The organism is Massilia sp. SYSU DXS3249, from assembly GCF_053668055.1.
This window is the reverse complement of record NZ_JBSIPX010000005.1, coordinates 205145-227642: the sequence shown is the minus strand read 5'-3', so window position 1 is coordinate 227642 and position 22498 is coordinate 205145. Positions and strand designations below refer to the sequence as shown.

Below are 22498 nucleotides of genomic sequence, written 5' to 3'. Positions count from 1 at the left end.
GGCATGACCTCGCTCGAACAGTTCCTGCAGCGCGCGGAGAGTTTGCTGGCGCGGGTGGAGGCGGTGCTGCCGCCTGCGGCTCCGCGCGAGCCGGACTGGAAGCGCGCCACGGCCTTCCGCTGGCGCCGCCGCGCGTCGGGCGGGGGCTGGCTGCAGCCGGTGCTGCATGCGGCGTCGATCCGTTTCGAGGACTTGCAGCACATCGGTCCGCAGCAGCGGGCGATCGAGCAGAACACGCGCCAGTTCGTGGCGCGGCGCCCGGCCAACAACGTGCTGCTGACGGGCGCGCGCGGCACCGGCAAGTCTTCCCTCATCAAGGCCTGCCTGAACGGCTTTGCCGACCAGGGGCTGCGCCTGATCGAAGTCGACAAGGCCGACCTTGCCGACCTGCCGGACATCGTCGACCTGGTCGCCGGCCGCCCGGAGCGCTTCGTCATCTTTTGCGACGACCTGTCGTTCGAGGAAGGGGAGGCCGGCTACAAGGCGCTCAAGGTGGCGCTCGACGGCAGCATCGCCACGCCTTCGGACAACGTCCTGATCTACGCGACCTCGAACCGGCGCCACCTGATGCCGGAAAAGATGTCCGACAATGCGGGTTTCAAACACGGCGACGACGGCGAGCTGCATCCGGGCGAGGCGGTGGAAGAAAAGATTTCGCTGTCGGAGCGCTTTGGTTTGTGGCTGTCGTTCTATCCGTTCCGGCAGGACGATTACCTGGATATCGTCGCGCACTGGCTGGCGAGCTTCGGCTGCACGCCGGAGCAGATCGAGGCGGCGCGTGGGGAAGCCCTGCAATGGGCCTTGGGACGCGGCTCGCGTTCTGGCCGCGTCGCCTGGCAGTTTGCGAAGGATTATGCGGGCAAGCTGCCTGGCCCGGACGACTCGCCCTTGTAGGGTGGGCACTTGTGCCCACGCGGTACGGTGGGTGCGTATCGAAATGATGTTTCGACATCACGACCGTGCCAAGCCGCGTGGGCACTTGTGCCCACCCTACGAACCCCACATATCGCGCCATATCCGGCGGTTATCCCCCCTCTCATTTTTGTATCGCCCGGCACAACAGCAGGCATGCCTTGCGCATCAGCCTGGCGTACAATATCGGATTTTCCGGACGATTCAGCCATGCAGGAAGCGAAGGCCCGGCCGATCGATGTGGCGGTCGGCATCTTGATGCGCCCGAACGGCGACGTGCTGCTCGGCCAGCGCCCCGAGGGCAAGCCCTATGCGGGCTACTGGGAATTCCCGGGCGGTAAAGTCGATCCGGGCGAAACCATTTTCGAAGCCCTGCAGCGCGAATTCGTCGAGGAACTGGGCGTGCACATCGACAGCGCCAGCCAATGGTGCTGCGTCGAACACGTCTACGAGCACGCCCATGTGCGGCTCCATTTTTATATCAGCCGCGACTGGCGCGGCGAACCGCAGAGCCTGGAAGGCCAGGCATTTGCGTGGCAAGGGACAGTCGGCGTTACCCCGCTGCTGCCCGCTACCATCCCCTTGCTCGAGTGGCTCGATCAGCTGCGCTTTGCAAGGTAAAAAGCAGTCAATCAATCTGTTGAAGGATCCCTGTGAAAATCATCGTCTTGGGTAGTGGTGTCATCGGCACCACCACGGCGTATTACCTGGCCCAGGCCGGGCACGACGTCACGGTCATCGACCGCCAGCCGGCCGCCGGCATGGAAACGAGTTATGGCAACGCCGGCGAAATCTCGCCCGGCTATGCATCGCCCTGGGCCGGTCCCGGCGTGCCGGCGAAAGCCGTCAAGTGGCTGATGATGCAGCACAGCCCGCTGGTCGTGCGTCCGCAACTCGATCCGGCCCAGTGGCGCTGGATGCTGCAGATGCTGGCCAACTGCAACCACAAGAGCTATGCCATCAACAAGGGCCGCATGGTGCGCCTGGCCGAGTACAGCCGCGACGTGCTGGTCCAGCTGCGTGCCGACACCGGCATCAGCTACGACGAGCGCAGCCAGGGTACCCTGCAGCTGTTCCGCACCCAGAAGCAGCTCGACGGCGCCGCGACCGACATCGCCGTGCTCCAGCAGTATGGCGTGCCGTACAAGGTCCTGGATCCGGCCGGCTGCGAAGCCTACGAACCGGCCCTCGCGAAAGTGCGCGGCAAGTTCGTCGGCGGCCTGCTGCTGCCGAACGACGAGACCGGCGACTGCTTCAAGTTCACCCAGAAGCTGGCCGAGATGGCCAAGGCGCTGGGCGTGAAGTTCCGCCACGGCGTCGAGATCAAGCGTCTCTCCGTCGAAGGCGACAAGGTGGTCGGCGTGGTGACCTCGCAGGGCGAGTTGAAGGCCGATTCCTTCGTGCTGGCGCTGGGCAGCTACTCGCCCTTCGTCCTGAAGCAGATCGGCATCAAGATCCCGGTCTACCCGGTCAAAGGCTATTCGATCACGGTGCCGATCACGGACGCCTCCGGCGCGCCGGAATCGACCGTCATGGACGAGACCTTCAAGGTGGCGATCACGCGCCTCGGCGACCGCATCCGCGTCGGCGGCACGGCCGAACTCGCGGGTTACAACCTGACCCTGCACAAGGCGCGCCGCGACACGCTGGAGCACTCGGTGACCGACCTGTTCCCGCAGGGCGGCGACGTGACGAAGGCGGAATTCTGGTGCGGCCTGCGCCCGATGACGCCGGACGGCACCCCGGTGGTCGGCCCGACCCCTTACCGCAACCTGTTCCTGAACACCGGCCACGGCACCCTGGGCTGGACCATGGCCTGCGGCTCGGGCCGCGTGCTGGCCGACATGGTCTCGGGCCGCCAGCCGGAGATCGGCCTGGAAGGGCTGTTCATGGACCGCTACGGCGCCGTCAACAAGCCGGTGCTGGTGCCGGGCGGGATTACGGTCACGGCCTGATCCCGTAGGGTGGACGGCTCCGCCGTCCACGCGTTCGGCGTGTGTCTGATATTCCGCGAACGATCATCTGCCGCTTGAACGCGTGGACGGGAGACCCGTCCACCCTACGCGGTTCATTTCGGAACGGTCGCTTGCCACTTGCGCAGCCTTTGTAGGGTGGGCTCTCGAGCCCACGCGGTACGTCGGTCGATCAATGGAGCGGCCGCGCGGAGCTTTGGTGGATTGCAGCGGCACGACCGCGTGGGCACAAGTGCCCACCCTACGGGTATGTTCGTCGATTTCGACGGGTTTCAGCGCTACCGGCGCGTAGCCGGGTCAGTGCTTGTCGTCGTCCAGCGGATTGTCCTGCGACTCGTTCGGCGCAGCGGCGGGGATGGTGTACTTCTCCTCGGCCCAGGCGCCCAGGTCGATCTGTTTGCAGCGCTCGGAGCAGAACGGGCGGTACTTGTTCTCAGGCGTCCATTCGACTTTCCTGGAGCAGGTGGGGCAGGCGACGACGGTCATGGCAATACTCGATCAAACTTAGAAATTACAGAGGGTCAGCTCGAAGGGCACGTCTTCTTCCAGCGACTTCGGCTTGAGGTCGCCGCCCTGGGTGGTGAAGCGTACCCACAGCATGTACTTGTTAGCGGAAATCTCGGGGATCGCGCCCAGCGATTCGTCCAGGCCGAGCCGCAGCATGTGATAGATCTTCCCCTGCAACATCTGCTGGTAGCTGCCGGCGGAGGCGATCATCTTGGTCGGGCGGCCGGAGTCGCGCAGCAGGCGCAGCACCAGGGCGAGGGCGTCGCACAGCGGCGCCAGCGGGCCGAACCAGCCCATGATGTCGGCGTGGCGCTGCTCGAAGGGGCGCTTCTGCCAGGCGTAATAGGAAGGCAAATCGAATTCGCAGGCGCCGCCCGGGATGATGGTGCGGCCGCGGATGCTCATCAGCCATTCGTTGTCGCGCACGTTCTGGCCGGTCTTGCCCTGGGCGGCGACGAGGGCGCTGCTGACCTGGTCGAGTTCGCCGAGGACGGCGTCGAGCGCGTCGGCGGCCACGGCGGGGTTGCTGCGGTAGGCCAGCAGGCTCTGCTTCTGGCGTTCGAGTTCCTGCAGCAGGTCGGATTTCAGGTCGGCGCGGCCGGCCACTTCCAGCATGTCGAAGATCGTTGCGAGCGCGACGTGGTGCTGCATGGGATGCTCCTGCTGCACGAAGAACTTGAACTTCTCGTACAGGTCTTCCAGCCGCAACAACGTGCGAATCCGCTCGTTGAAAGGATATTCGTAGACGATCAAAGTGACATTCCCCTGGATGTGGGCTGGCGAGCAACCCCGTGATTCTGAACCATGCGGAGCAAAATTACAAATCCCGCATCGCAGGCGCGCCGATGCGGGCGGCCTCGGCCAGGTAAAACGCGTGCAGGCGTTCCACCTGGGGCGCGAGCGCCTCGAGGCCGTCGTCGTTGACGATCACGTCGTCGGCCGCAGCCAGACGCTGCGCGCGGCTCACCTGGGCCGCCATGATGGCACGCACCTGTGCCTCGTCCAGCCCGTTGCGCGCCATCACCCGCGCCACCTGCGTCTTTTCCGAGCAATCGATCGCCAGCACGCGCGCGACGCGGTCGGCCCAGGTGCCGGACTCGATCAGCAGCGGCACCACGAAGATGACGTAGGGGCCGGTAGCAATCGCCGCCGCGGCGGCGGTCGCTTCGCGGATGCGCGGGTGCAGGATGGCTTCCAGGCGGGCGCGGGCGCCGGGATCGGCGAAGACCAGTGCGCGCATCTTCGCGCGGTCCAGCGCCCCATCGGGCGTGGCGAAGCCGGCGCCGAATTCGGCGAGCAGGGCCGGCATGGCGGCCCCGTGCGGCGCAGTGAGGGCGTGGGCGATGGCGTCGGTGTCGACCAGCGAGGCGCCGAGCGCGCCGAACATGTCGGCCACCGTCGTCTTGCCGCAGCCGATGCCGCCGGTGAGGCCGACCGAGAAGGCGGGAGCGTGGGCGGCGGTCATGGTGCTCATGGTGCTTATGCGAGGTGGCCCAGGAACATGGCGGAGATCTGCTCGCCGTAGAGCAGGGCGATCATGCCGGCAGCGGCCAGGTAGGGGCCGAAGGGGATCGGCTTGTCGCGCCCGCGCTTGGCGAACACGATCAGGCTGATGCCGACAATCGCGCCGACCACCGAGGACAGCAGGATAATCGTCGGCAGCATCGTCCAGCCGAGCCAGGCGCCCAGCGCCGCGAGCAGCTTGAAGTCGCCGTAGCCCATGCCTTCCTTGCCGGTGACGAGTTTGAACAGCCAGTACACCGCCCACAATACGAGATAACCGGCGGCCGCGCCAATCACGGCGTCGTGCAGCGGAACGAAGGTGCCGTCCAGGTTGACCAGCAGGCCGGCCCACAGCAGCGGGAAGGTCAGATCGTCGGGCAGCAGCTGGGTGTCGACGTCGATGAAGGTCATCGCGATCAGGAGGTAGGCGAACAGCAGGGTGGCAAGGCCCGCCGTGCCGGACCCGAAGGTCCAGACCAGCAGGGCGGACAGCAGGCCGGTCAGGAGTTCGACCGCAGGATAGCGCGCCGAGATCGGCGCCTTGCAATTGCGGCATTTGCCGCGCAGCGCCAGCCAGCTGATCACGGGGATGTTTTCCATCGCCGTGATCTGGTGGCCGCAGCAGGGGCAGGCCGAGCGTGGCACCATCAGGTTGTAGCGGTCGGTATGGGGCAATTCCTTGCCGCTTTCGTGGGCCACGTAATTGTCGGACTCGCGCTGCATCATCTTCGGGATGCGGTGGATCACCACGTTCAGGAAACTGCCGATGAGGAGGCCAAACAGGCCGGCGACCAGGGTGGGACCGAGCGATGCCGGGGCGGCGAAGAGAAGAGTTTCCAAAGCGGGCTTCCGAAAATGAAGAATGGTTCCGTAGAACAACGTATTCTAGGGTGTTTCGGGCGTTTTGGCGAAGAGACCGTGCATCGCAGGGCTGATTGCGCGCCCTGGTGTGGCATGCAGGCAGCCGGGAGTATCTACACCGGCCTTGCGCGCCCGGCTTGCAGGTGTCGTGGTACAAATGGATTATATGAGTTATGATGGTGTGAAGCGAACCAGCATAATCTCATCAGGAGGGGCCATGCACGCACTGGACTACGACACGGCAGGGATTTCGACCCTGGCAGGCGGGCCCGAGGAAGTCAGCAGGCAACTGCACCGAGTTGATGCGGAACAAGTGGTTGCAGTCACGCTGACCCATGCGACGGCGCGCGAAGCGGCGGCCATGGCGGAAACCTTTGCCGGCATCGCCGGGCTCGTCAAATCCATCGTCGGCGCCCACCACCGCCAGTCGCTCGACGCCATCGTCGAAGCGCTGGTGCCGAAGGCGCCGCCCACCCCGAACGAGCTGAAGGAAGCGACCATGCTGGCACGCGCGCGCACCGCCGTGCTCGACAGCGGCGACTGGATGACGGCCGCCGAGATTGCTTCCGTGGCCGGCTTCAGCCCCAGCAACCCCAGCACCCAGCCCAACAAGTGGAAACGCGAGGGCGCCATCTTCGCCATCCGCCACAACGGCATCGATTATTTCCCCAGCTACGGCCTCGACCCGCAAGCCGGCTACCGGCCGCGCAAGGCGATGGCGCAGGTCCTCAAGACCTTCGGCGACGCCAAGGACAGCTGGGGCTTGTCCTACTGGTTCATGTCCGCCAACAGTTTTTTGGGCGGTAAATCGCCACGCGAACTGATCGCCACCGATCCCGAACGCGTGATCGCCGCCGCGGCCGACGAGTGCGAAGGCGTGCTGCATGGCTAAGGCGCCGCCGCGCCCATCCCTCATTGCCCAGGCTGCGCCCCCCGCGATCCCGCCGCCATCCGTACTGCATATTTCGACGACCATCTGGCCGGCGGGCCTGGCCATCCACCGCGTGCACCAGGATGTCTATGGCCCGGTGCAATTCAACCCCGGTTTGGCCGGCAATGCCCGTTTCAGTCCCATCACGCGCCCCGACGGCACCCCGATCCCGACCCTCTACGGCGGCGCCAGCTTCGCCTGCGCGGCCATGGAAACGGTGTTCCACGACATTCCTTTCGTGCCCGGCTTTAAGGCCTACGACAAGGGCAAGCTGGCCGGGCAGGTTCATTCGCAGTTCAGTGCGGCGCATGAACTGCTGCTGGTCGACCTGGGCAGCAAGGCACTGCGCAAGCTCGGCGTCGAGCGCAAGCAGCTGATCGATACGGAAAAGGACCAGTACCCGGTGACGCGGCTGTGGGCGGCGGCCATCCACGCCGGCTTCCCGCAGGTGCAGGGCCTGTGCTGGATCTCGCGCCAGGACGACGGCGCCCGGTCGGTGGTGCTGTTCGGCGACCGCATCGCCCCGGACGGCCTGCGTCCGGGCGTGCCTTCGCGCAGCCTGGTCGACGACACGGTTGCCTATGGCGAACTGCTGGCGCTGGCCGAGCAGATCGGGGTGGACATCGTCCCGGGGCGCGGCTGAGGCAGTCGTCGCTAGTGGCTTGAAAACATCTTCAGGCCGATGATGCCGGCCGCGATCAGGCCGATACAGGCGATCCGTGCCGGCGAAGCGGATTCGCCCAGCAGGACGATGCCGACCAGCGCCGTGCCGACCGCGCCGATACCCGTCCAGATGGCGTACGCCGTGCCGACCGGCAGCGTCTTGAGCACATGGGCCAGCAGGCCGAAACTGATGGCCATGCCGGCCAGCGTGCCGACCGTCGGCCACAGGCGCGTAAAGCCTTCCGTGTATTTCAAACCGATGGCCCAGACAACCTCGAACAGGCCAGCCAACAGCAGCAGAATCCAGACCATGACAAGCTCCCTATGCCGCCATCGCGGCCTTGTGATGCTGCGTATGGTATGTCTCTAAAACTATGAGGAAAAGTCAGATACTATCAACGTAATTGATAGATTGGAGCAGTGCATGGCGTTCGACCTCGACAATTTGAAAGCCTTCCTTGCCGCCGTCGAGCGCGGCTCGTTCTCGGCCGCGGCGCGTGCCCTGAGCCGGGTGCCATCGGCGGTCAGCATGGCGATCGCCAACCTGGAAGCCGAGCTCGACCTGCAGCTGTTCGACCGCAGCGGGCGTGAGCCGAGGCCGACCGTGCACGCGCAGGCCCTGTTGCCCCAGGCGCGCCTGCTGGTTGAGCAGCTGGACCGCCTCAACACTCACGCGCTCTCGCTCACCAAAGGGCTGGAAGCCTCGCTGACCATCGCGCTGGTGCCGGAACTGATCGCGGCCGAATCGTGGAGCAGGGCGCTGCAGGCGCTGGCGCTGGAGTACCCGCTGCTGGAAGTGGCAGTGCTGACCGCGCCGCAGGGCGACGCCCTCGGCATGCTGGAAAGCGGCCGCGCCGACCTCGCCCTCGTCTTCGAACGCTACGGACTGGGCGCCCACGAGGCCTTCCAGGAGATCGCGCAGGAGCGGCTGGTCGCCGTGGTGGCGCCGCATCACCCTTTGCTCGAAAGCGTGAACGATGTGTCGGTGCGCGATGCCGATCTCCTGTGCGCGCGCCAGATCGTGGTGGCCGGGCGCGATTCAAACGAGGTCGACAAGCGCATCTCGGTATCGCGGCTGCAGTGGAAAACGGACAGCCCGGCCGCCGCGCTGTCGCTGGTGACCGCCGGCGCAGGATGGGCCTGGCTGCCATCGGCCTTCGTGCGGCCCTACCTGGCCGACGGCTCGCTGGTCGAGATACCGACGGAGAATCTGACCAACGAACTGCGCTTCTTCGTCGATATCGTCTGGACCACCGAGCGGCCGCTGGGACTGGCAGCGAAGCGCTTCATCGAACTGCTCGGCCCGCAGGGACAAGCACGTGGCGGCACGCACGGATAAAATGCGGGACGAACCTGCCACCTGAACACCGACATGAAAATTTCCCAACGCGCCCAATCCGTCGATCCCTTCTTCGCCATGGAGTTCGGCAAGCGTGCGGCCGCCCTCGAAGCGCAAGGGCACGAGGTCATCAAACTGAGCCTGGGCGAACCCGATTTCGGCCCGCCGCCCGCCGTGCTCGAGGCCGCGCGCACGGCGGTGGACAGTCCGCTTCCCTACACCGCGGCCCTGGGCACCTGGGCCCTGCGCGAGGCAATCGCCGCTTTCTACCTGCAGGAACACGGCGTCACGGTCTCTCCGCACCGCATCATCGTCACCGCCGGCGCCTCCGCCGCGCTGCTGCTGGTCACCGCGGCCCTGGTCGACCAGGGCGACGAAGTGATCGTGGGCGACCCGTCCTACCCATGCAACCGCCAGTTCCTCAGCAGCTTCGGTGCGCAAGTCAAACTCGTGGCGACCGATGCCGACAGCCGCTTCCAGCTCGCCCTCGATAGCGTGCGCGCCAACTGGACGCCGCAAACGAAGGGCCTGATGATCGCCACGCCCTCGAACCCGACCGGCACCTCGGTGCTGCCGCAGGAACTGCGCGCGATCTGCGACTGGGCGCGCGAGCACGGCGCCTGGCGCATCGTCGACGAGATTTATTTGAACCTGGGCGACCGCGACGCCGCCGGCCGCCCGCCGCAGACCGTGCTGTCCTTCGACGACGGCGCCATCGTCATCAACAGCTTCTCGAAGTATTTCGGCATGACCGGCTGGCGCCTGGGCTGGACCGTCGTGCCGGAAGCGCTGGTGCCGACCATGGAGCGCCTGGCCCAGAACTACTACATTTGCGCCTCGAACCTGTCCCAGCAGGCGGCGCTGGCCTGCTTCACGCCGGAATCGCTGGCCGTCTGCGAGGAGCGGCGTGTCGAGTTCGCGCGGCGGCGGGAACTGGTGCTTGAAGGCCTGGCGGGGATCGGGCTGCCCGTGCCGGTGCCGCCGGACGGGGCTTTCTATGTGTACTTCGACGTAAGCGGGACGGGGCTGAGCGCGTGGCAGTTCTGCGAGCGGGCGCTGGAAGAGATGTATGTGGCGCTCACGCCGGGCAAGGATTTCGGCCATGTGGGCGCGGACCGCTACGTGCGGCTGTCGTATGCGGCGGGCGCGGAACAGCTGGCGGAGGCAATCAGGCGGCTCGGCATCCTGATGGAGCGCCTCGCCAAATGACGACTGGCCGGGACCGATCGTCCGATCGTGTCCCGGCCAGCCGGTGTGCAGCGTCTTGTTGCGGGCCTGTCAATACCTGTAGGGATTGTCGGGACGGCGGTCGTGGCGGTTGCGCACGCCGTCGCCGTCCACGTCGCGGTCGTAACGATTGGCGATACCGTCGTTGTCGAGGTCGCGATCATAGCGGTTCGGCACGCCGTCGCGGTCGAAGTCGCGGCGTCCGCGGCGATCGTGCATGCCGTCGCGGTTACGGTCGACCCAGCGGCGCGACTCGACGTAGTACCCACGTGGCGCATAGACATAGTCGCCGCGGTAATTGTGCTGCTGAACGTAACGGTCCTGTACGTAATAGCGGTCTTGCACGTACACGGGGGCAGGCACGCCGACGTTGAGGTGGACGCGGGTCTGTGCGGCGGCCGACAGCGGCAGCAAAGCGGCTGCGCTCACGGCGGTAATGGCGGCAATGCTGAGGAATCGTTTCATGTCAGGTCTCCAGTTGAACTGCTATGGTTCGACTATAGAACTGCTACCTGTTCCTTGACAGCACTGATGCAACTTCTTACAGGTGATACAGATCGCACAGGTTCTGACGGCGTAGGCGCGTGGCGTTCCGGGTCCACGCGGTTGAACCGTTGAACGGCCTGCAGCCGCCGTGCGCTACACCACCGAACCCAGCTTGAAAATCGGCAGATACATCGCCACCACCAGGCCGCCGATCAGCACGCCCAGGATGAACATGATCATCGGCTCCATCAGCGAGGACAGGGCGGCGACGGCTTCGTCGACCTCGTCTTCGAAGAAGTCGGCCACCTTGCCCAGCATGGCGTCGAGCGCGCCGGATTCTTCGCCGATGGCGACCATCTGCGTGACCAGGCTCGGGAACACGGCGGCGTTCTGCATCGCCATCGTCAGGCTGGTGCCGGTGGAGACTTCGGTCTGGATGCGGCGGGTGGCGTCGAAGTGCACTGCACTACTACGTTGTTGGCTGGCCGCCATCTGGAGCAAGGACTCGTACCTAAAGGGGGCGACAACGGCGAATCCTATCTTAGTAGACGTTGCTTGCACATTAAATGAAGGCCCTGCTTTCACTCGTTCTTGTGCAAGCGACAAACAAATCTTCGGCATGGCTTAGGGTTCGCGTACAATTGAAACTAGGTCAATAAACGCATGTTCAAATTAAAACATTATTAACACTCTCCGGGCGCTAAGGAAGCAGAGTCATGATACTCAAAAATGTAGATCTAGAGAACTTTCGTGGCATTGAAAAGATGTCGCTCTCATTCACTAAAAGAACGACGGCAATCTTGGGTGTTAACGGCGTAGGCAAGTCAACGGTACTGGATGCATTAGCTATCGCTCTGTCAAATATGACTGAACGTATTGTTGGTAACTCTGCTAAGGCGAGAGATATCTCGCCTGATGACATTCAGGAGGGAAAACAATTTGCGCGTTTGAAAGTGCAGGTTGATCTTGGGGCGGATTCGCCGACCAGTTGGGCTATAGCTCGAAATAAAAAAGCAGGCGAAAACAAGACCTCCGAGCGCAGCAGCGATTTTTCCTCATTGAACCCACAAACTGCATTACTAAATTCTCGTATGCTTTACCGGGAAGAGCACAATCAACCCATCAGTCTTCCGTTGGCTGTTTATTATGATGTTCATCGCGCTGTTTTAGATGTTCCGCTCAGAGTCAGAGCAAAAATGAAGAGCACGCCACGAGAAGCTTACTATGATGCTTTAGGTCATGGTGGAACGGATTTTCGAGGCTTTTTTGGATGGTTTCGGGATCGCGAAGACGCAGAGAATGAAAAAATTCGTGATGATTCGGCATATCGGGATCGTGATCTCTCTGCTGTGCGCCATGCTATTGAAAGTTTTACGAAATTTACTGAGCTACGTATACGCCGGAAACCTTCCCTTCGCATGACGGTAAAGAAGGGGGGGATCGAATTAAATGTTATGCAGCTTTCGGATGGTGAGAAATGTCTTCTTGCACTTGTTGGGGACCTGGCTCGACGTTTAAGTCTTTTAAATACAGAAAAGTCAAATCCTCTGTCGGGTGAAGGAATTGTTCTAATAGATGAAATAGATCTGCATTTACATCCTAAATGGCAGCGGACAATTGTTTCATCATTGGAAACTACTTTTCCAAACTGTCAGTTTGTAATTACGACGCATTCACCACAAGTGGTGGGGGAGCTGGCACCCGAATCAGTGATGTTATTGCGAAACGGCGTATTGTTGGGGCATGCCGAACGGGCAATGGGTATGAGCAGTGGCGACATACTCGAGGAACTAATGGAAAGTACTGCTCGTGATCCAGTGGTAAAGGCCTCACTTGCAAAGATTAGGACGCTTATCGATGATGATGAATTGGCTGAAGCGCAGAGCGAACTTAATAGGTTAAGAAATAAAGTGGGAGATATTCCAGAGGTTCTGGAAGCTCAAGGTTCGATCTCGAGTTTAGAATTGATGGGGGATGTTGAGTAATGCGCTCGATAAACAAGTCGGCTGAGCCCCGTGAACTTATAAATTGGAAGGCTGAGAACGCAAAGACGCCTGAAAATTTGACCTATGGCGGTGGAGGATTTCCGAGTGAGGCTGTTCGAAAATCTTTGCTTACGGAGCAGTTTTATTTGTGCGCCTACACATTGAAACGATTGCAAACTGTCGCCGATTGTCAGGCGACAGGGAACGATACCCGCGCCTCGTGTCATATCGAACACGTCCTTCCGCAGGCAAGAAAAATTAGCGCGGAAACAATTGATTATCGTAACATGGTGGCATGTTATCCCCCTAGCCAGTCTTCGGTGGCAACTGAATACGGCGCGCCAATAAAAAAAGATTATGACCCCCAATCTCAACCATTTGTCTCTCCGTTGCTACCTAACGCCGAGCGACATTTTAAATTCCAAAAGGATGGGGAAATTATTGGGAGTACAGCTGAGGGAATAGCAACCGTCAAAATCCTTAATCTGAATCACCGCACATTAAGTTCCAATCGTGCTGCTGTTATACGTGGTTCGCTTTTCCCAAAGCAAAACAAGCCAATCACAGCTGCTGCAGCTCGTAGGCTTGCGGCGGAGATTCTAAAGCCTGATGCCAACGGATGTTTACCTGCGTATTGCGTGGCTATTGCAAATGTTGCGTTGGCTCATGCTGATCGGGAAGAGCGCCGAGCAGCGCGTATTAAAGGCGCGCGACAGTGTCCCTAGCTATTCGTGAAGAATCTGCACGTTTCGTCAGAAAGCCATAAACTCGCCTCAATACGTTATATTCTTAGCCTAGATTACTTCCTAAGTTCGGATTTTTGCAATCGTCGAGGCGGCGTTCAGGACGCGTTTCTGCAGGATTGACGTTGCGTCAATCCAAGCCTCGGTCACTGATCTACAAGAAGGGTCTTACACCACCGAACCCAGCTTGAAAATCGGCAGATACATCGCCACCACCAGGCCGCCGATCAGCACGCCCAGGATGACCATGATCATCGGCTCCATCAGCGAGGACAGGGCGGCGACGGCTTCGTCGACCTCGTCTTCGAAGAAGTCGGCCACCTTGCCCAGCATGGCGTCGAGCGCGCCGGATTCTTCGCCGATGGCGACCATCTGCGTGACCAGGCTCGGGAACACGGCGGCGTTCTGCATCGCCGTCGTCAGGCTGGTGCCGGTGGAGACTTCGGTCTGGATGCGGCGGGTGGCGTCGAGGTAGACCGCGTTGCCGGAAGCGCCGCCGACGGAGTCGAGGGCCTCGACCAGCGGGACGCCGGCGGCGAACATGGTCGACAGGGTGCGCGTCCAGCGCGCGATGGTGGCCTTGCGGATGACAGGGCCGAAGACCGGCAGGCGCAGCAGCAGGCGGTCCATGGTCTGCTGCATTTTCAGCGAGCGGCGCCAGGACTGGAAGAAGAAGTAGATCGCGCCGAAGAGCGAGCCGAAGATCAGCCACCACCACTGCACGAAGAATGCCGACATGGCCATCACGATCAGGGTCGGGGCGGGCAGGTCGGCGCCGAAGCTTTCGAACACGGATTTGAAGGCCGGGACCACCCAGATCATGATCACGGCGACCACGATGAAGGCCACCGCGAGGATGGCGATCGGGTAGGTCAGGGCGGACTTGATCTTGGCCTTGATCGCCAGCGTCTTCTCTTTGTAGACCGCGAGGCGGTGCAGCAGGTCTTCCAGGATGCCGGCCTGTTCGCCGGCGCCGACCAGGTTGCAGAACAGCGGGTCGAAATAGCGCGGGTACTTGCGGAAGGCGTTGTTCAGGCTGGTGCCGGTCTCGATGTCCGAGCGCAGGTCGAGCACCAGTTTCGCCATGGACGGGTTCGCATGGCCCTTGCCGACGATGTCGAAGGCCTGCAGCAGCGGCACGCCGGCCTTCATCATCGTCGCCAGCTGGCGCGTGAACATGGTCAGGTCCTTGTCGGTGATCTTCTTGCCGGCGCGGTAGACCTTCTTCTTGACCTTGGTGACCATGATGCCCTGGCGGCGCAGCGTCACGTTGACGATCGCTTCGCCGCCGGCGCGCAGCTCGCCGCGCACGGTCTTGCCGGCCTTGTCCTTGCCTTCCCAGGCGTAGACCGCTTCCTTGACTTGCGCGCCGCCGCGGCCACGGGTGGTGAGGGAGGTTGCCATAGTGATCCTGTCTTCGTTGTTCGCTACTCGTTGGTGCAGCCGAGCACTTCTTCGAGGCTGGTCAGCCCCTGTTTTACTTTCATCAGGCCCGAGCGGCGCAGCGAGTTCACGCCTTCCTTCTCGGCCTGGGCGGCGATCTGCATCGAGTTGCCGCTGGCCAGGATCAGCGCCTCGATCGCCGGGCTGATCGGCATGAGCTGGTAGATGCCGACGCGGCCCTTGTAGCCGGAACCGAGGCAGCGCTCGCAGCCGACCGGGCCGTAGGGTTTCCAGTCGCCTTCCAGGTCGCCCTCGCGGTAGCCGGCCGCCAGCAGGGCCTCGCGCCCCATCTCGAGCGGCTGCTTGCAATGGCAGAGGCGGCGCGCGAGGCGCTGGGCCGTGATCAGGATCACCGAGGAGGCGATGTTGAACGGGGCCACGCCCATGTTCATCAGGCGCGTCAGGGTCGAGGGCGCGTCGTTGGTGTGGAGGGTGGGAAACACCATGTGGCCGGTCTGCGCGGCCTTGATCGCGATGTCGGCGGTTTCCAGGTCGCGGATCTCGCCGACCATGATGATGTCGGGATCCTGGCGCAGGAAGGATTTCAGCGCGACCGGGAAGGTGAGGCCGGCCTTGTCGTTGACGTTGACCTGGTTTACGCCGGGCAGGTTGATCTCGGCCGGGTCTTCCGCGGTCGAGATGTTGATCCCGGGTTTGTTCAGCACGTTCAGGCAGCTGTACAGCGACACCGTTTTACCCGAGCCGGTCGGACCGGTCACCAGCACCATGCCGTAGGGGCGCGAGATGGCTTCGAGCAGCAGCTCTTTCTGGTCCGGGTCGTAGCCGAGCGAGTCGATGCCCATTTGCGCCTGGGTCGCGTCGAGGATACGCATGACGGTTTTTTCGCCGAACAACGTGGGCAGGGTGCTGACACGGAAGTCGATGGTGCGCGTGGCGGACAGGATCAATCTCATGCGGCCGTCCTGCGGCACGCGTTTTTCCGAAATGTCGAGCTTGGCCAGCACCTTGATGCGCGAGACCAGCTTGTCGCGGATCGACAGGGGCGGCATCGCGTGGTCGCGCAGCACGCCGTCGACGCGCATGCGGATCCGGTAGTACTTTTCGTAGGGCTCGAAGTGGATGTCGGAGGCGCCCAGGTTCACGGCATCCATCAGGATCTTGTTCAGGAAGCGCACGATCGGCGCGTCCTCGACCTCGGTGGTCGCTTCCAGCGCCACCGCCGCCGATTCTTCCTCGGCGAATTCGATGTCGGCGCCGTCGCCGGCCAGGTCGTTCAGGCTTTGCTCGGTGCTCTTGGTGAGGTTGGCCAGCAGGGCGAGCAGGGCGTCGTGGGCCACGATCACGGGTTCGACCGCCGCTTCGCTCTGGAACTTGATCTGGTCCAGGGCCTGCGTGTTGGTCGGGTCGGAGATCGCCACCGACAGCCGGTTGCCGCGCTTGGCCAGCGCGATCACGCGCTGGGCCGCCATCAGCTTGGTGTCGATCGCGCCGGCCGGGAGCGACTCGGGGCTGAAGGTCGACAGGTCGAGCAGCGGATAGCCGAAAGTCTCGGCGCAGAAGGCCGCCAGCGACTGGGCGTCGAGGACGCCGCCGGCCAGCAGGGCATCGATGAAGGTGCTGCGCTCGCTCGCGGCTTTCTTCTGGAAGGCGTCCGCCTGGGGCACGCTCAGCCGGCCCGCCTGCACCAGTGCGCGCGCCAAACCGGACATAGGCGCCGACATCGGCGTGCCTGAAGTCGTGTTTGGGAGGACTGCTGCCATAAGCAAATGAGAAGCCAGTGAGGTGCCGAGTGATTAGATGAACAACAAGAGGCAACCCGCGCCATGTCGGAGAGGCGGGCTCTTCGGATGATGCCTACAGGCATCACATTTGTAAAGCGTTTCAACAGGGCGGAGATGCAGATGCGCCACGTAGACGAAATGGCACGACGCCCCGTGGAAGCGAGTTTGTTGGCGGGGTATCAATGGGTGTTGTCGGGTTGATCAGAGCCTTTATTAATCGTAATGGATGAGTACCCGTAGGGTGGTCGGCTCCACCCAAGGGTATGAATTTACGTACCGTATGCGCCGCCCACGCGTTCAACCGCCGGGTGATCGGTCGCGAATGATCGGCAGTGCGTTGAACGCGTGGACGGCGCACACGCAGCAGTCGATCATCCGTTCAGGTGAAGCCGTCCACCCTACGACACCCAAAACAATACCGGCGCCCTCAGGCGCCGGTATCGATCTCGCGCAATCGTGCGCAGCCGCTCAGCGCAGCGCCAGCGGCGCCGGCCGTGCCGAGAGGGCCGGCTCGCCGCCCTGGCCCGCCAGCTTGAACACCGACAGCGCACCCGTCAGCTGCCCGGTCTGCTCGGTCAGCGATTCCGCCGCCGCTGACGCTTCCTCGACCAGGGCCGAGTTCTGCTGGGTCATCTCGTCCATGCTGTCGATGGCGCGGCCGATGTCTTCGATGCCTTCGCTCTGGCGCTGGCCGGCCATGGCGATTTCGACCATGATGTCGTGTACCTTTTTCACCGAATCCACGATCTGGCCCATGGTCACGCCGGCCTGGTCGACCAGCGCGCTGCCGGCGTTGACCTTCGAGACCGAATCGCCGATCAGTTCCTTGATCTCCTTGGCCGCCGCGGCGCTGCGCTGGGCCAGGTTGCGCACTTCGCCGGCCACGACCGCGAAGCCGCGGCCCTGTTCGCCGGCGCGCGCCGCCTCGACGGCCGCGTTCAGGGCCAGGATATTGGTCTGGAAAGCGATGCCGTCGATGACCGAGATGATTTCGACGATCTTCTTGGCCGAGGTGTTGATGTCGCCCATCGTCGACACCACGCCGCCCACGACCTGGCCGCCGCGGGTGGCGATGTCGGTCGCGTTGACGACCAGCGCGTTCGCTTCGTTGGCGTTGGCCGCGTTCTGGCGCACGGCGCCCGTCAGGTCGTCCATCGCGCGCGCGGTGCGTTCGAGGTTGGCCGCCTGCGACTCGGTGCGGCCGGCCAGGTCGGCGTTGCCGCTGGCGATCTCGGCGCTGGCGACGGCGATCGTGTCGGCCGAGGTCTTGATCTCGGCAACCATGGTGGCCAGGCGCACGCGCATGTCCTTCAGCGAGGCCAGCAGGCTGGTGCTGTCCTTCGCATCGGTGCGGATGTCCATCGCGAGGTTGCCCTCGGCCACGGCGCGCGCGATCTGGCGCGCGTATTCCGGCTCGCCGCCGAGCTGCTGCCAGATGGCGCGCACCACGAACCACGACACCAGCGCCAGGCTGAGAACCACGACCAGCGCGGTCAGGATCATCGTCCACAGCACGCGGCGCACGTTCGCCTCGCTGCTGGCGATGCCGGCGGTGAACTGCTCCCTGGCCCTGGCCTGGGTCTTTTCCAGGTCGGCGCTGAGGGCGGCCAGCGTGCTTTGCATCTTCGGCACCACGACTTGCGGGTCGCCCTGCTCGAGTTCGAGCATGATGCGCGCGGCCGACAGGGCCGGCGCATAGTAATCGTTGAATTCCTTCAGCAGGCGCGCGCCGTTCTCGCGCTGGCCTTCGATCTGGCCGAACTGCTGCAGGTGGGCGCGGACCTTGTTGGCCTGCTCGCCGACACTGTCGATGCGCGCCTTGTCGCCTTCGGTGACGGCGTCGGTGAGGCCGGCGGTGATGTCCTGGATCTCGAGCGTGATCGCCTTGGAGGCATCGAGCACGGGGTAGTCGGTGCGCCCGGTGGAGTCGATCGAGCTCAGGGCCTCGTTCGCGATGATCGCGCTCACGCCGACGCCGAGGCCGAAGATCAGGGTCGAAATGACCGGTAGTGCCCAGATTTTGCGCTTGATGCTCATGTTCTTGTCTCTTGTTTGCTGAGGACAGCTCTTATTGAATACGCCCTGCCGGCACGAGGCGGGCAGGGCGGACTTCAACTACGGTACGTCAGGCTTGCTTACGGCGCGGTGTAGACGACCTTGACGCTGGCGTCGACGGCGCTTTTTTCCATGTAGCCGATCGCCTTCGGGTTGGCGGCGACAGCGCTCTTGACGGCGGCGCTGTTGGCGACTTCCTTCGGCATCGTGGCCTTGCCGGTGAAGACCAGCTTCGACCACAGGGCCTTGGCCTGCGAGGCTTCCTTGTCGGTCACCTTCTTGTAGAACTCGGCGCGCACGGGGGCGTCTTCCGGCTGGTCGATCGGGGTCATCGCGGTCGACTTACCCAGGAAGAACTGGGCAATCTGGTCCTTGGACATCGACGCTTCCGCCGCCTTCGGGTTGACCACGACCACCACTTCGGCAAGGGCCGGCACCGATGCGGTGAAGATCGCTGCGGCCAGGGCCGCTTTCAACAGTTTGTTCATGGCGGCTCTCCTTAGAAGACGAAGTCGAGGGCGACGGCGCCGACGGTCACGTCGCGCTGGAAGCCAGGCGCGGCGTTGAGCAGCAGGCCGCTGCCGACTTCCGGCTTGACGCGGTCGATTTGCACCTTGAGTGCGACCGAACGGTAGAAGTCGTAGCGCACGCCGATCGAGGTCGTGCTCTGCTCGCCCTGGCCGATGCCGGTATAGGGCAGGCGGGCGGCGCCGGCGCGCAGTGCGGCCATGGTCGGGGTGCAGGCAGCCGGGTAGCCGGCCGGGCAGGCGGTCGGGACCGCATTGCTTGGGAAGCCGTCGATCGAGACCTTGCCCTGGATGACGTAAGGCAGGACCTTGCCGAAGCGGTAGCCGCCCATCACGTACCACGAGGTGGTGTCGTTGACATAGGTGTCGGTCTTGCGCTTGGCGAACTCGGTCTGGACGACGATGTCGTTCCAGTCCATGCCCAGGCCCAGCGAGGTGAACGAGGCTTTCTTCTCGGTCGCCTGCAGCTGGTCGGCCATGGCGTTCAGTTGCGGGAAGCGGTAGCCGGTGCCGGCGGCGCGCAGGCCGGCCAGCAGGGTGTCCAGGCTGGCCGAACCGGAGATCGAGACCTTGGCGTCGACACGGCCGACACGGGCGGTGAACGGGCCGTGCTCGGCCATCAGGTTGACGGCGACCATTTCCTTGCCCTTGGCTTTCAGGCCACCCGAGATCGGCGCTTCGGCACGGCCGAAGGCGAGCTGGCCGGTGACGCTGGTGTCGCCAAAGCTCTGCTGCCAGGTGGCGTCGATGCCGTCCAGGCTGTTGAATGGCACCTGCGAATACATCTCGACTGGCGGACGCAGGAAGGTATTGGCGTAGCCGACGTTGCGGTAGTCCGAGATCATGAAGGCCGGCAGGCCGATGCGGCCCACGCGCACGCTGAACTGGTCGTTCAGCTTGGCCTTGGCGAAGGCCCAGCCGAGTTCGGCGCCGTAGTCGTCTTCGGCATCGCGGCGCACCAGGCCCTGGCCGGTGAACGAGAGCCAGCTGTTGATGGCGACGTCGGCCTGCAGGCCGAGGTTCGAATCCACACCGGTGCGCGGGCTTTTCCGGGCGCCGCTGGCCTGGTTGGGACGGCCGAACTCGGCTGCGTCGGTGTTGGTCCAGGTGAGGGCACCGGTACCGAAACCGCTGATCCTGACCGACGGACCTTCCGCTTCCTGCGCAAAGGCCGACGAGAGTGCGAGCGGCATGGCCAGCACGGCGGCAATAATCTGCTTATTCATAAGACAACCTGTAACGGGTACTGCGTTTATAAGATTAACTTCTTGTTGTGAGGCGTCAGCGCGCAAAGCGTGAATTGACAGAAATTATTCTATCCATGCGGCAAAAGTGCTGACAAGCAAAAGCCTGGAGCATGCACACTAAATAAGAGAGGTGACCCGGCAGATGTTGTGCTGCTGAAACAGATGGGCTGTGATCCTTACAAACTCGGCAATGTTCTGCCAAGCCGAGCTAGATAAAAGATCAAGAACACTAACAATGTTGTCAATTCCACCAATGCGAGGTGGCGCCCATGGCGGGCAGGCGGGCCTGGACGGCCTCGTGGACGAGGCCGGCGCGCACGGCCTGTTCGGCCGTATAGATGCGCGCATTGCCGAACAGATGGGGACGGATGTCGTGCGCTTCGGGCGCGCCGCGGGTGGCTTCCTCGAAGATGCTGGCATAGCGTTCGGCGTCGAAGTCGAGGCATTCGCGCCACTCCGACACACGCGAATGGTCCGCCGCGACCAGGTTGCCGAAGCCCCAGTGCAATGGATGCACGAGGAAACGCGCCCCGGGACAGGCGTAGCGCTTGGCGCCGGCCAGGAAGATGACGACGCCCACCGATTCGACGCTGCCGATATTGTAGGTGGTCAGCGGGATGGGGAGCGATTTCAGGAAGAAGTAGAGGGCGAAGCCGGCCGTCATGTTGCCGCCTTCGGTCGACATGTGCAGCTCGATCTCGCTGGCCCCGCTTTGCAGGGCCTGCAGGCACAGGTTGCGTACCCCGCAGGCGGAGTTGTGGTTGATCGGGCCGATGAAATGAACGATGTGCAAGGACATTGGCGCTCCCTCCTGGGGCTCAGGATAGCAATTTATTCCACGGCACAGCGCCCGGTTACCGGGTTCGAGGGGCCTCAACCACGACCCCACGCACATCGCGATGCGTGGGGTCGAGCCTTAGCTCCCCCGGTAGGTGGAATACGACCACGGCGTCACCACCAGCGGCACATGATAATTCTGCCCCGGATCGGCCACCCCGAACGCAATCGTCACCCGATCGACGAACCGCGGCTCGGGCAAGCTGACCCCTTGCGCCGCAAAATAATCACCCGCCGCAAACACGAGTTCATAGCGCCCGGCCCGCAGCGCATCCCCTTCGAGCAGCGGCGTATCGCAACGCCCGTCCGCATTCGTGCGCGCCTGCACCAGCCGCCGGCGATCCTCGCCTTCGACCGCAAACAGCTCGATGACCACGCCGGCGGCGGGCCGCCCGTGCGCGGTGTCGAGCACATGCGTGCTGAGTTTGCCCATCGCATCTCCTATACGAGTCCGTTGAACCTGCCTATTCATGCGATGATATACCGTTGTGCTTCCGTCAATATAAGATCGCCGATATACCTCCCATTCTTCGAGCCGCCATGACGTCATCCGATCCCCATTACCCGCGCGACCTCGTCGGCTACGGCCGCAACCCGCCGCATGCCCAATGGCCCGGCGGGGCGCGCATCGCCTTGCAGTTCGTGCTGAACTACGAGGAGGGCGCCGAGAATTCGGTGCTGCACGGCGACCCGGCTTCGGAAACCTTTCTCTCCGAAATCATCGGCGCCCAGGCCTTCCCGATGCGCCACATGAGCATGGAGTCGCTCTACGAATACGGCTCGCGCGCCGGCCTCTGGCGCCTGCTGCGCCTGTTCGAGGCGCGCGGCCTGCCGCTGACCGTGTTCGGCGTGGCGATGGCGCTGCAGCGCAACCCGGATGCGGTCGCCGCTTTTCGCGAACTCGGCCACGAGATCGCCTGCCACGGCCTGCGCTGGATCTCCTACCAGAACATGGACGAAGCCACCGAGCGCGCCCACATGCTTGAGGCGGTGCGGATCATGCGCGAACTCACAGGCGAAGCGCCGCTGGGCTGGTACACCGGGCGCGATTCGCCGAACACGCGCCGCCTGGTCGTCGAGCACGGCGGCTTCGCCTACGACGCCGACCATTACGGCGACGATTTACCGTTCTGGCAGAACGTGGCGTTCACGGGAGCCGACGGCGCCCCGGCCGAGCGCGCCCACCTTGTCGTGCCCTATACCCTCGACACCAACGACATGCGCTTCGCCGCCATGCAGGGTTTTAACTCGGGCACCCAGTTCTTCGACTACCTGAAGGACGCCTTCGACGTGCTGTATGCGGAAGGCGACCCGAATGGCCTGGATCGGCCTAAAATGCTCTCGATCGGGCTGCATTGCAGGCTTGCCGGCCGTCCGGCGCGCGCCGCATCGCTGGCGCGTTTCCTCGATTACGTGCTGGGACACAAGCATGTGTGGATCACGCGCCGCATCGACATCGCGCGCCACTGGCAGGCGCACCATCCGTACGCTGGCTGATATATCGGTTTGATGATAAG

At 63.3% G+C, this 22498-nt stretch carries 24 protein-coding genes; 10 read left to right on the top strand and 14 right to left on the bottom strand.

Going from position 1 to position 22498, the window contains the following annotated elements:
• Positions 1 to 3 precede the first annotated feature (3 nt).
• From ACWCIA_RS08685 to ACWCIA_RS08675, 3 genes are all read left to right on the top strand, one after another.
• Entirely contained in the window at positions 4 to 894 is an 891-nt protein-coding gene (locus tag ACWCIA_RS08685) for an ATP-binding protein (protein WP_454162391.1), read from the top strand.
• 228 nt (positions 895 to 1122) lie between these two features.
• Entirely contained in the window at positions 1123 to 1533 is a 411-nt protein-coding gene (locus tag ACWCIA_RS08680) for an NUDIX domain-containing protein (protein WP_454162390.1), read from the top strand.
• Positions 1534 to 1565: 32 nt separating this feature from the next.
• Positions 1566 to 2867 (top strand): D-amino acid dehydrogenase, encoded by a 1302-nt coding sequence (locus ACWCIA_RS08675; protein ID WP_454162388.1) that lies wholly within the window; start codon positions 1566 to 1568, stop codon positions 2865 to 2867.
• 315 nt (positions 2868 to 3182) lie between these two features.
• On the opposite strand, the gene ACWCIA_RS08670 is transcribed toward ACWCIA_RS08675, so the two are convergent.
• The 4 genes from ACWCIA_RS08670 to ACWCIA_RS08655 form a co-directional block, all read right to left on the bottom strand.
• Positions 3183 to 3371 (bottom strand): DNA gyrase inhibitor YacG, encoded by a 189-nt coding sequence (locus tag ACWCIA_RS08670; RefSeq protein WP_454162386.1) that lies wholly within the window; start codon positions 3369 to 3371, stop codon positions 3183 to 3185.
• A gap of 18 nt (positions 3372 to 3389) precedes the next feature.
• Entirely contained in the window at positions 3390 to 4145 is a 756-nt protein-coding gene (zapD, locus tag ACWCIA_RS08665; protein WP_454162384.1) for a cell division protein ZapD, read from the bottom strand.
• A 64-nt stretch (positions 4146 to 4209) separates the two neighbouring features.
• Positions 4210 to 4857 (bottom strand): dephospho-CoA kinase, encoded by a 648-nt coding sequence (gene coaE / locus ACWCIA_RS08660; RefSeq protein WP_454162478.1) that lies wholly within the window; start codon positions 4855 to 4857, stop codon positions 4210 to 4212.
• 14 nt (positions 4858 to 4871) lie between these two features.
• Positions 4872 to 5735 (bottom strand): prepilin peptidase, encoded by an 864-nt coding sequence (locus tag ACWCIA_RS08655; RefSeq protein ID WP_454162382.1) that lies wholly within the window; start codon positions 5733 to 5735, stop codon positions 4872 to 4874.
• A gap of 238 nt (positions 5736 to 5973) precedes the next feature.
• On the opposite strand from ACWCIA_RS08655, the gene ACWCIA_RS08650 reads away from it, so the two are divergent.
• A complete protein-coding gene (locus ACWCIA_RS08650; RefSeq protein ID WP_454162380.1) occupies positions 5974 to 6648 on the top strand; it encodes a hypothetical protein in 675 nt (224 codons plus the stop codon).
• A complete protein-coding gene (locus tag ACWCIA_RS08645; protein WP_454162378.1) occupies positions 6641 to 7330 on the top strand; it encodes an RES family NAD+ phosphorylase in 690 nt (229 codons plus the stop codon). Before ACWCIA_RS08650 ends, ACWCIA_RS08645 begins: the two co-directional genes overlap by 8 nt.
• An 11-nt stretch (positions 7331 to 7341) precedes the next feature.
• Here the strand turns inward: ACWCIA_RS08645 and sugE are convergent, their stop codons facing one another.
• A complete protein-coding gene (sugE, locus tag ACWCIA_RS08640; protein WP_454162376.1) occupies positions 7342 to 7662 on the bottom strand; it encodes a quaternary ammonium compound efflux SMR transporter SugE in 321 nt (106 codons plus the stop codon).
• Positions 7663 to 7774: 112 nt separating this feature from the next.
• Between sugE and ACWCIA_RS08635 the strand changes: the two genes are divergently transcribed.
• Together ACWCIA_RS08635 and ACWCIA_RS08630 are read left to right on the top strand one after the other, a co-directional pair.
• On the top strand, positions 7775 to 8689 hold the full coding sequence (locus ACWCIA_RS08635) for a LysR family transcriptional regulator (RefSeq protein ID WP_454162374.1): 915 nt from the start codon (positions 7775 to 7777) through the stop codon (positions 8687 to 8689).
• A 33-nt stretch (positions 8690 to 8722) separates the two neighbouring features.
• Positions 8723 to 9898: a pyridoxal phosphate-dependent aminotransferase gene (locus ACWCIA_RS08630; RefSeq protein ID WP_454162372.1), complete on the top strand. Its 1176-nt coding sequence runs from the start codon at positions 8723 to 8725 to the stop codon at positions 9896 to 9898.
• Positions 9899 to 9967: 69 nt separating this feature from the next.
• Here ACWCIA_RS08630 and ACWCIA_RS08625 read toward each other — a convergent pair whose 3' ends face one another.
• Positions 9968 to 10381 carry a hypothetical protein gene (locus ACWCIA_RS08625; RefSeq protein ID WP_454162370.1) on the bottom strand — a complete coding sequence of 138 codons (414 nt, stop codon included), beginning with the start codon at positions 10379 to 10381 and terminating at the stop codon, positions 9968 to 9970.
• A gap of 174 nt (positions 10382 to 10555) precedes the next feature.
• Positions 10556 to 11023: a type II secretion system F family protein gene (locus ACWCIA_RS08620; protein WP_454162368.1), complete on the bottom strand. Its 468-nt coding sequence runs from the start codon at positions 11021 to 11023 to the stop codon at positions 10556 to 10558.
• A gap of 95 nt (positions 11024 to 11118) precedes the next feature.
• Here ACWCIA_RS08620 and ACWCIA_RS08615 point away from each other — a divergent pair, with 95 nt between their 5' ends.
• Both ACWCIA_RS08615 and ACWCIA_RS08610 read left to right on the top strand, forming a co-directional pair.
• Positions 11119 to 12387, top strand: a complete 1269-nt coding sequence (locus ACWCIA_RS08615) for an AAA family ATPase (protein ID WP_454162366.1) — start codon at positions 11119 to 11121, stop codon at positions 12385 to 12387.
• Entirely contained in the window at positions 12387 to 13112 is a 726-nt protein-coding gene (locus ACWCIA_RS08610) for a hypothetical protein (RefSeq protein WP_454162364.1), read from the top strand. The genes ACWCIA_RS08615 and ACWCIA_RS08610 overlap by 1 nt, the downstream gene beginning before the upstream one ends.
• Positions 13113 to 13298: 186 nt before the next feature.
• On the opposite strand, the gene ACWCIA_RS08605 is transcribed toward ACWCIA_RS08610, so the two are convergent.
• The 7 genes from ACWCIA_RS08605 to uraH all read right to left on the bottom strand — a co-directional run bounded on the left by ACWCIA_RS08605 (position 13299) and on the right by uraH (position 21414).
• Positions 13299 to 14534 (bottom strand): type II secretion system F family protein, encoded by a 1236-nt coding sequence (locus ACWCIA_RS08605; protein ID WP_454162362.1) that lies wholly within the window; start codon positions 14532 to 14534, stop codon positions 13299 to 13301.
• A 23-nt stretch (positions 14535 to 14557) separates the two neighbouring features.
• Positions 14558 to 16294, bottom strand: a complete 1737-nt coding sequence (gene pilB / locus ACWCIA_RS08600) for a type IV-A pilus assembly ATPase PilB (protein WP_454162361.1) — start codon at positions 16292 to 16294, stop codon at positions 14558 to 14560.
• 489 nt (positions 16295 to 16783) lie between these two features.
• Positions 16784 to 18352, bottom strand: a complete 1569-nt coding sequence (locus ACWCIA_RS08595; protein ID WP_454162360.1) for a methyl-accepting chemotaxis protein — start codon at positions 18350 to 18352, stop codon at positions 16784 to 16786.
• A gap of 98 nt (positions 18353 to 18450) precedes the next feature.
• Positions 18451 to 18858, bottom strand: coding sequence for a hypothetical protein (locus ACWCIA_RS08590; RefSeq protein WP_454162358.1), 408 nt, complete (start codon positions 18856 to 18858; stop codon positions 18451 to 18453).
• Positions 18859 to 18869: 11 nt separating this feature from the next.
• On the bottom strand, positions 18870 to 20123 hold the full coding sequence (locus tag ACWCIA_RS08585) for a hypothetical protein (protein WP_454162357.1): 1254 nt from the start codon (positions 20121 to 20123) through the stop codon (positions 18870 to 18872).
• Between the two features lie 262 nt (positions 20124 to 20385).
• Positions 20386 to 20943, bottom strand: a complete 558-nt coding sequence (locus ACWCIA_RS08580) for a ClpP family protease (protein ID WP_454162355.1) — start codon at positions 20941 to 20943, stop codon at positions 20386 to 20388.
• 117 nt (positions 20944 to 21060) lie between these two features.
• Complete coding sequence (uraH, locus tag ACWCIA_RS08575) at positions 21061 to 21414, bottom strand: hydroxyisourate hydrolase (protein ID WP_454162353.1); 354 nt, start codon at positions 21412 to 21414, stop codon at positions 21061 to 21063.
• 107 nt (positions 21415 to 21521) lie between these two features.
• Between uraH and puuE the strand changes: the two genes are divergently transcribed.
• Positions 21522 to 22478, top strand: coding sequence for an allantoinase PuuE (gene puuE / locus ACWCIA_RS08570; RefSeq protein WP_454162352.1), 957 nt, complete (start codon positions 21522 to 21524; stop codon positions 22476 to 22478).
• Positions 22479 to 22498 lie beyond the last annotated feature (20 nt).

Coding starts and splice junctions, on each gene's coding strand:
- ACWCIA_RS08685 (WP_454162391.1), top strand. CDS start 4: ATGACCTCGCTCGAACAGTTCCTGCAGCGCGCGGAGAGTTTGCTGGCG.
- ACWCIA_RS08680 (WP_454162390.1), top strand. CDS start 1,123: ATGCAGGAAGCGAAGGCCCGGCCGATCGATGTGGCGGTCGGCATCTTG.
- ACWCIA_RS08670 (WP_454162386.1), bottom strand. CDS start 3,371: ATGACCGTCGTCGCCTGCCCCACCTGCTCCAGGAAAGTCGAATGGACG.
- coaE (WP_454162478.1), bottom strand. CDS start 4,857: ATGACCGCCGCCCACGCTCCCGCCTTCTCGGTCGGCCTCACCGGCGGC.
- ACWCIA_RS08650 (WP_454162380.1), top strand. CDS start 5,974: ATGCACGCACTGGACTACGACACGGCAGGGATTTCGACCCTGGCAGGC.
- ACWCIA_RS08645 (WP_454162378.1), top strand. CDS start 6,641: ATGGCTAAGGCGCCGCCGCGCCCATCCCTCATTGCCCAGGCTGCGCCC.
- sugE (WP_454162376.1), bottom strand. CDS start 7,662: ATGGTCTGGATTCTGCTGCTGTTGGCTGGCCTGTTCGAGGTTGTCTGG.
- ACWCIA_RS08635 (WP_454162374.1), top strand. CDS start 7,775: ATGGCGTTCGACCTCGACAATTTGAAAGCCTTCCTTGCCGCCGTCGAG.
- ACWCIA_RS08630 (WP_454162372.1), top strand. CDS start 8,723: ATGAAAATTTCCCAACGCGCCCAATCCGTCGATCCCTTCTTCGCCATG.
- ACWCIA_RS08625 (WP_454162370.1), bottom strand. CDS start 10,381: ATGAAACGATTCCTCAGCATTGCCGCCATTACCGCCGTGAGCGCAGCC.
- ACWCIA_RS08620 (WP_454162368.1), bottom strand. CDS start 11,023: ATGCCGAAGATTTGTTTGTCGCTTGCACAAGAACGAGTGAAAGCAGGG.
- ACWCIA_RS08615 (WP_454162366.1), top strand. CDS start 11,119: ATGATACTCAAAAATGTAGATCTAGAGAACTTTCGTGGCATTGAAAAG.
- ACWCIA_RS08610 (WP_454162364.1), top strand. CDS start 12,387: ATGCGCTCGATAAACAAGTCGGCTGAGCCCCGTGAACTTATAAATTGG.
- ACWCIA_RS08605 (WP_454162362.1), bottom strand. CDS start 14,534: ATGGCAACCTCCCTCACCACCCGTGGCCGCGGCGGCGCGCAAGTCAAG.
- pilB (WP_454162361.1), bottom strand. CDS start 16,294: ATGGCAGCAGTCCTCCCAAACACGACTTCAGGCACGCCGATGTCGGCG.
- ACWCIA_RS08595 (WP_454162360.1), bottom strand. CDS start 18,352: ATGAGCATCAAGCGCAAAATCTGGGCACTACCGGTCATTTCGACCCTG.
- ACWCIA_RS08590 (WP_454162358.1), bottom strand. CDS start 18,858: ATGAACAAACTGTTGAAAGCGGCCCTGGCCGCAGCGATCTTCACCGCA.
- ACWCIA_RS08585 (WP_454162357.1), bottom strand. CDS start 20,123: ATGAATAAGCAGATTATTGCCGCCGTGCTGGCCATGCCGCTCGCACTC.
- ACWCIA_RS08580 (WP_454162355.1), bottom strand. CDS start 20,943: ATGTCCTTGCACATCGTTCATTTCATCGGCCCGATCAACCACAACTCC.
- uraH (WP_454162353.1), bottom strand. CDS start 21,414: ATGGGCAAACTCAGCACGCATGTGCTCGACACCGCGCACGGGCGGCCC.
- puuE (WP_454162352.1), top strand. CDS start 21,522: ATGACGTCATCCGATCCCCATTACCCGCGCGACCTCGTCGGCTACGGC.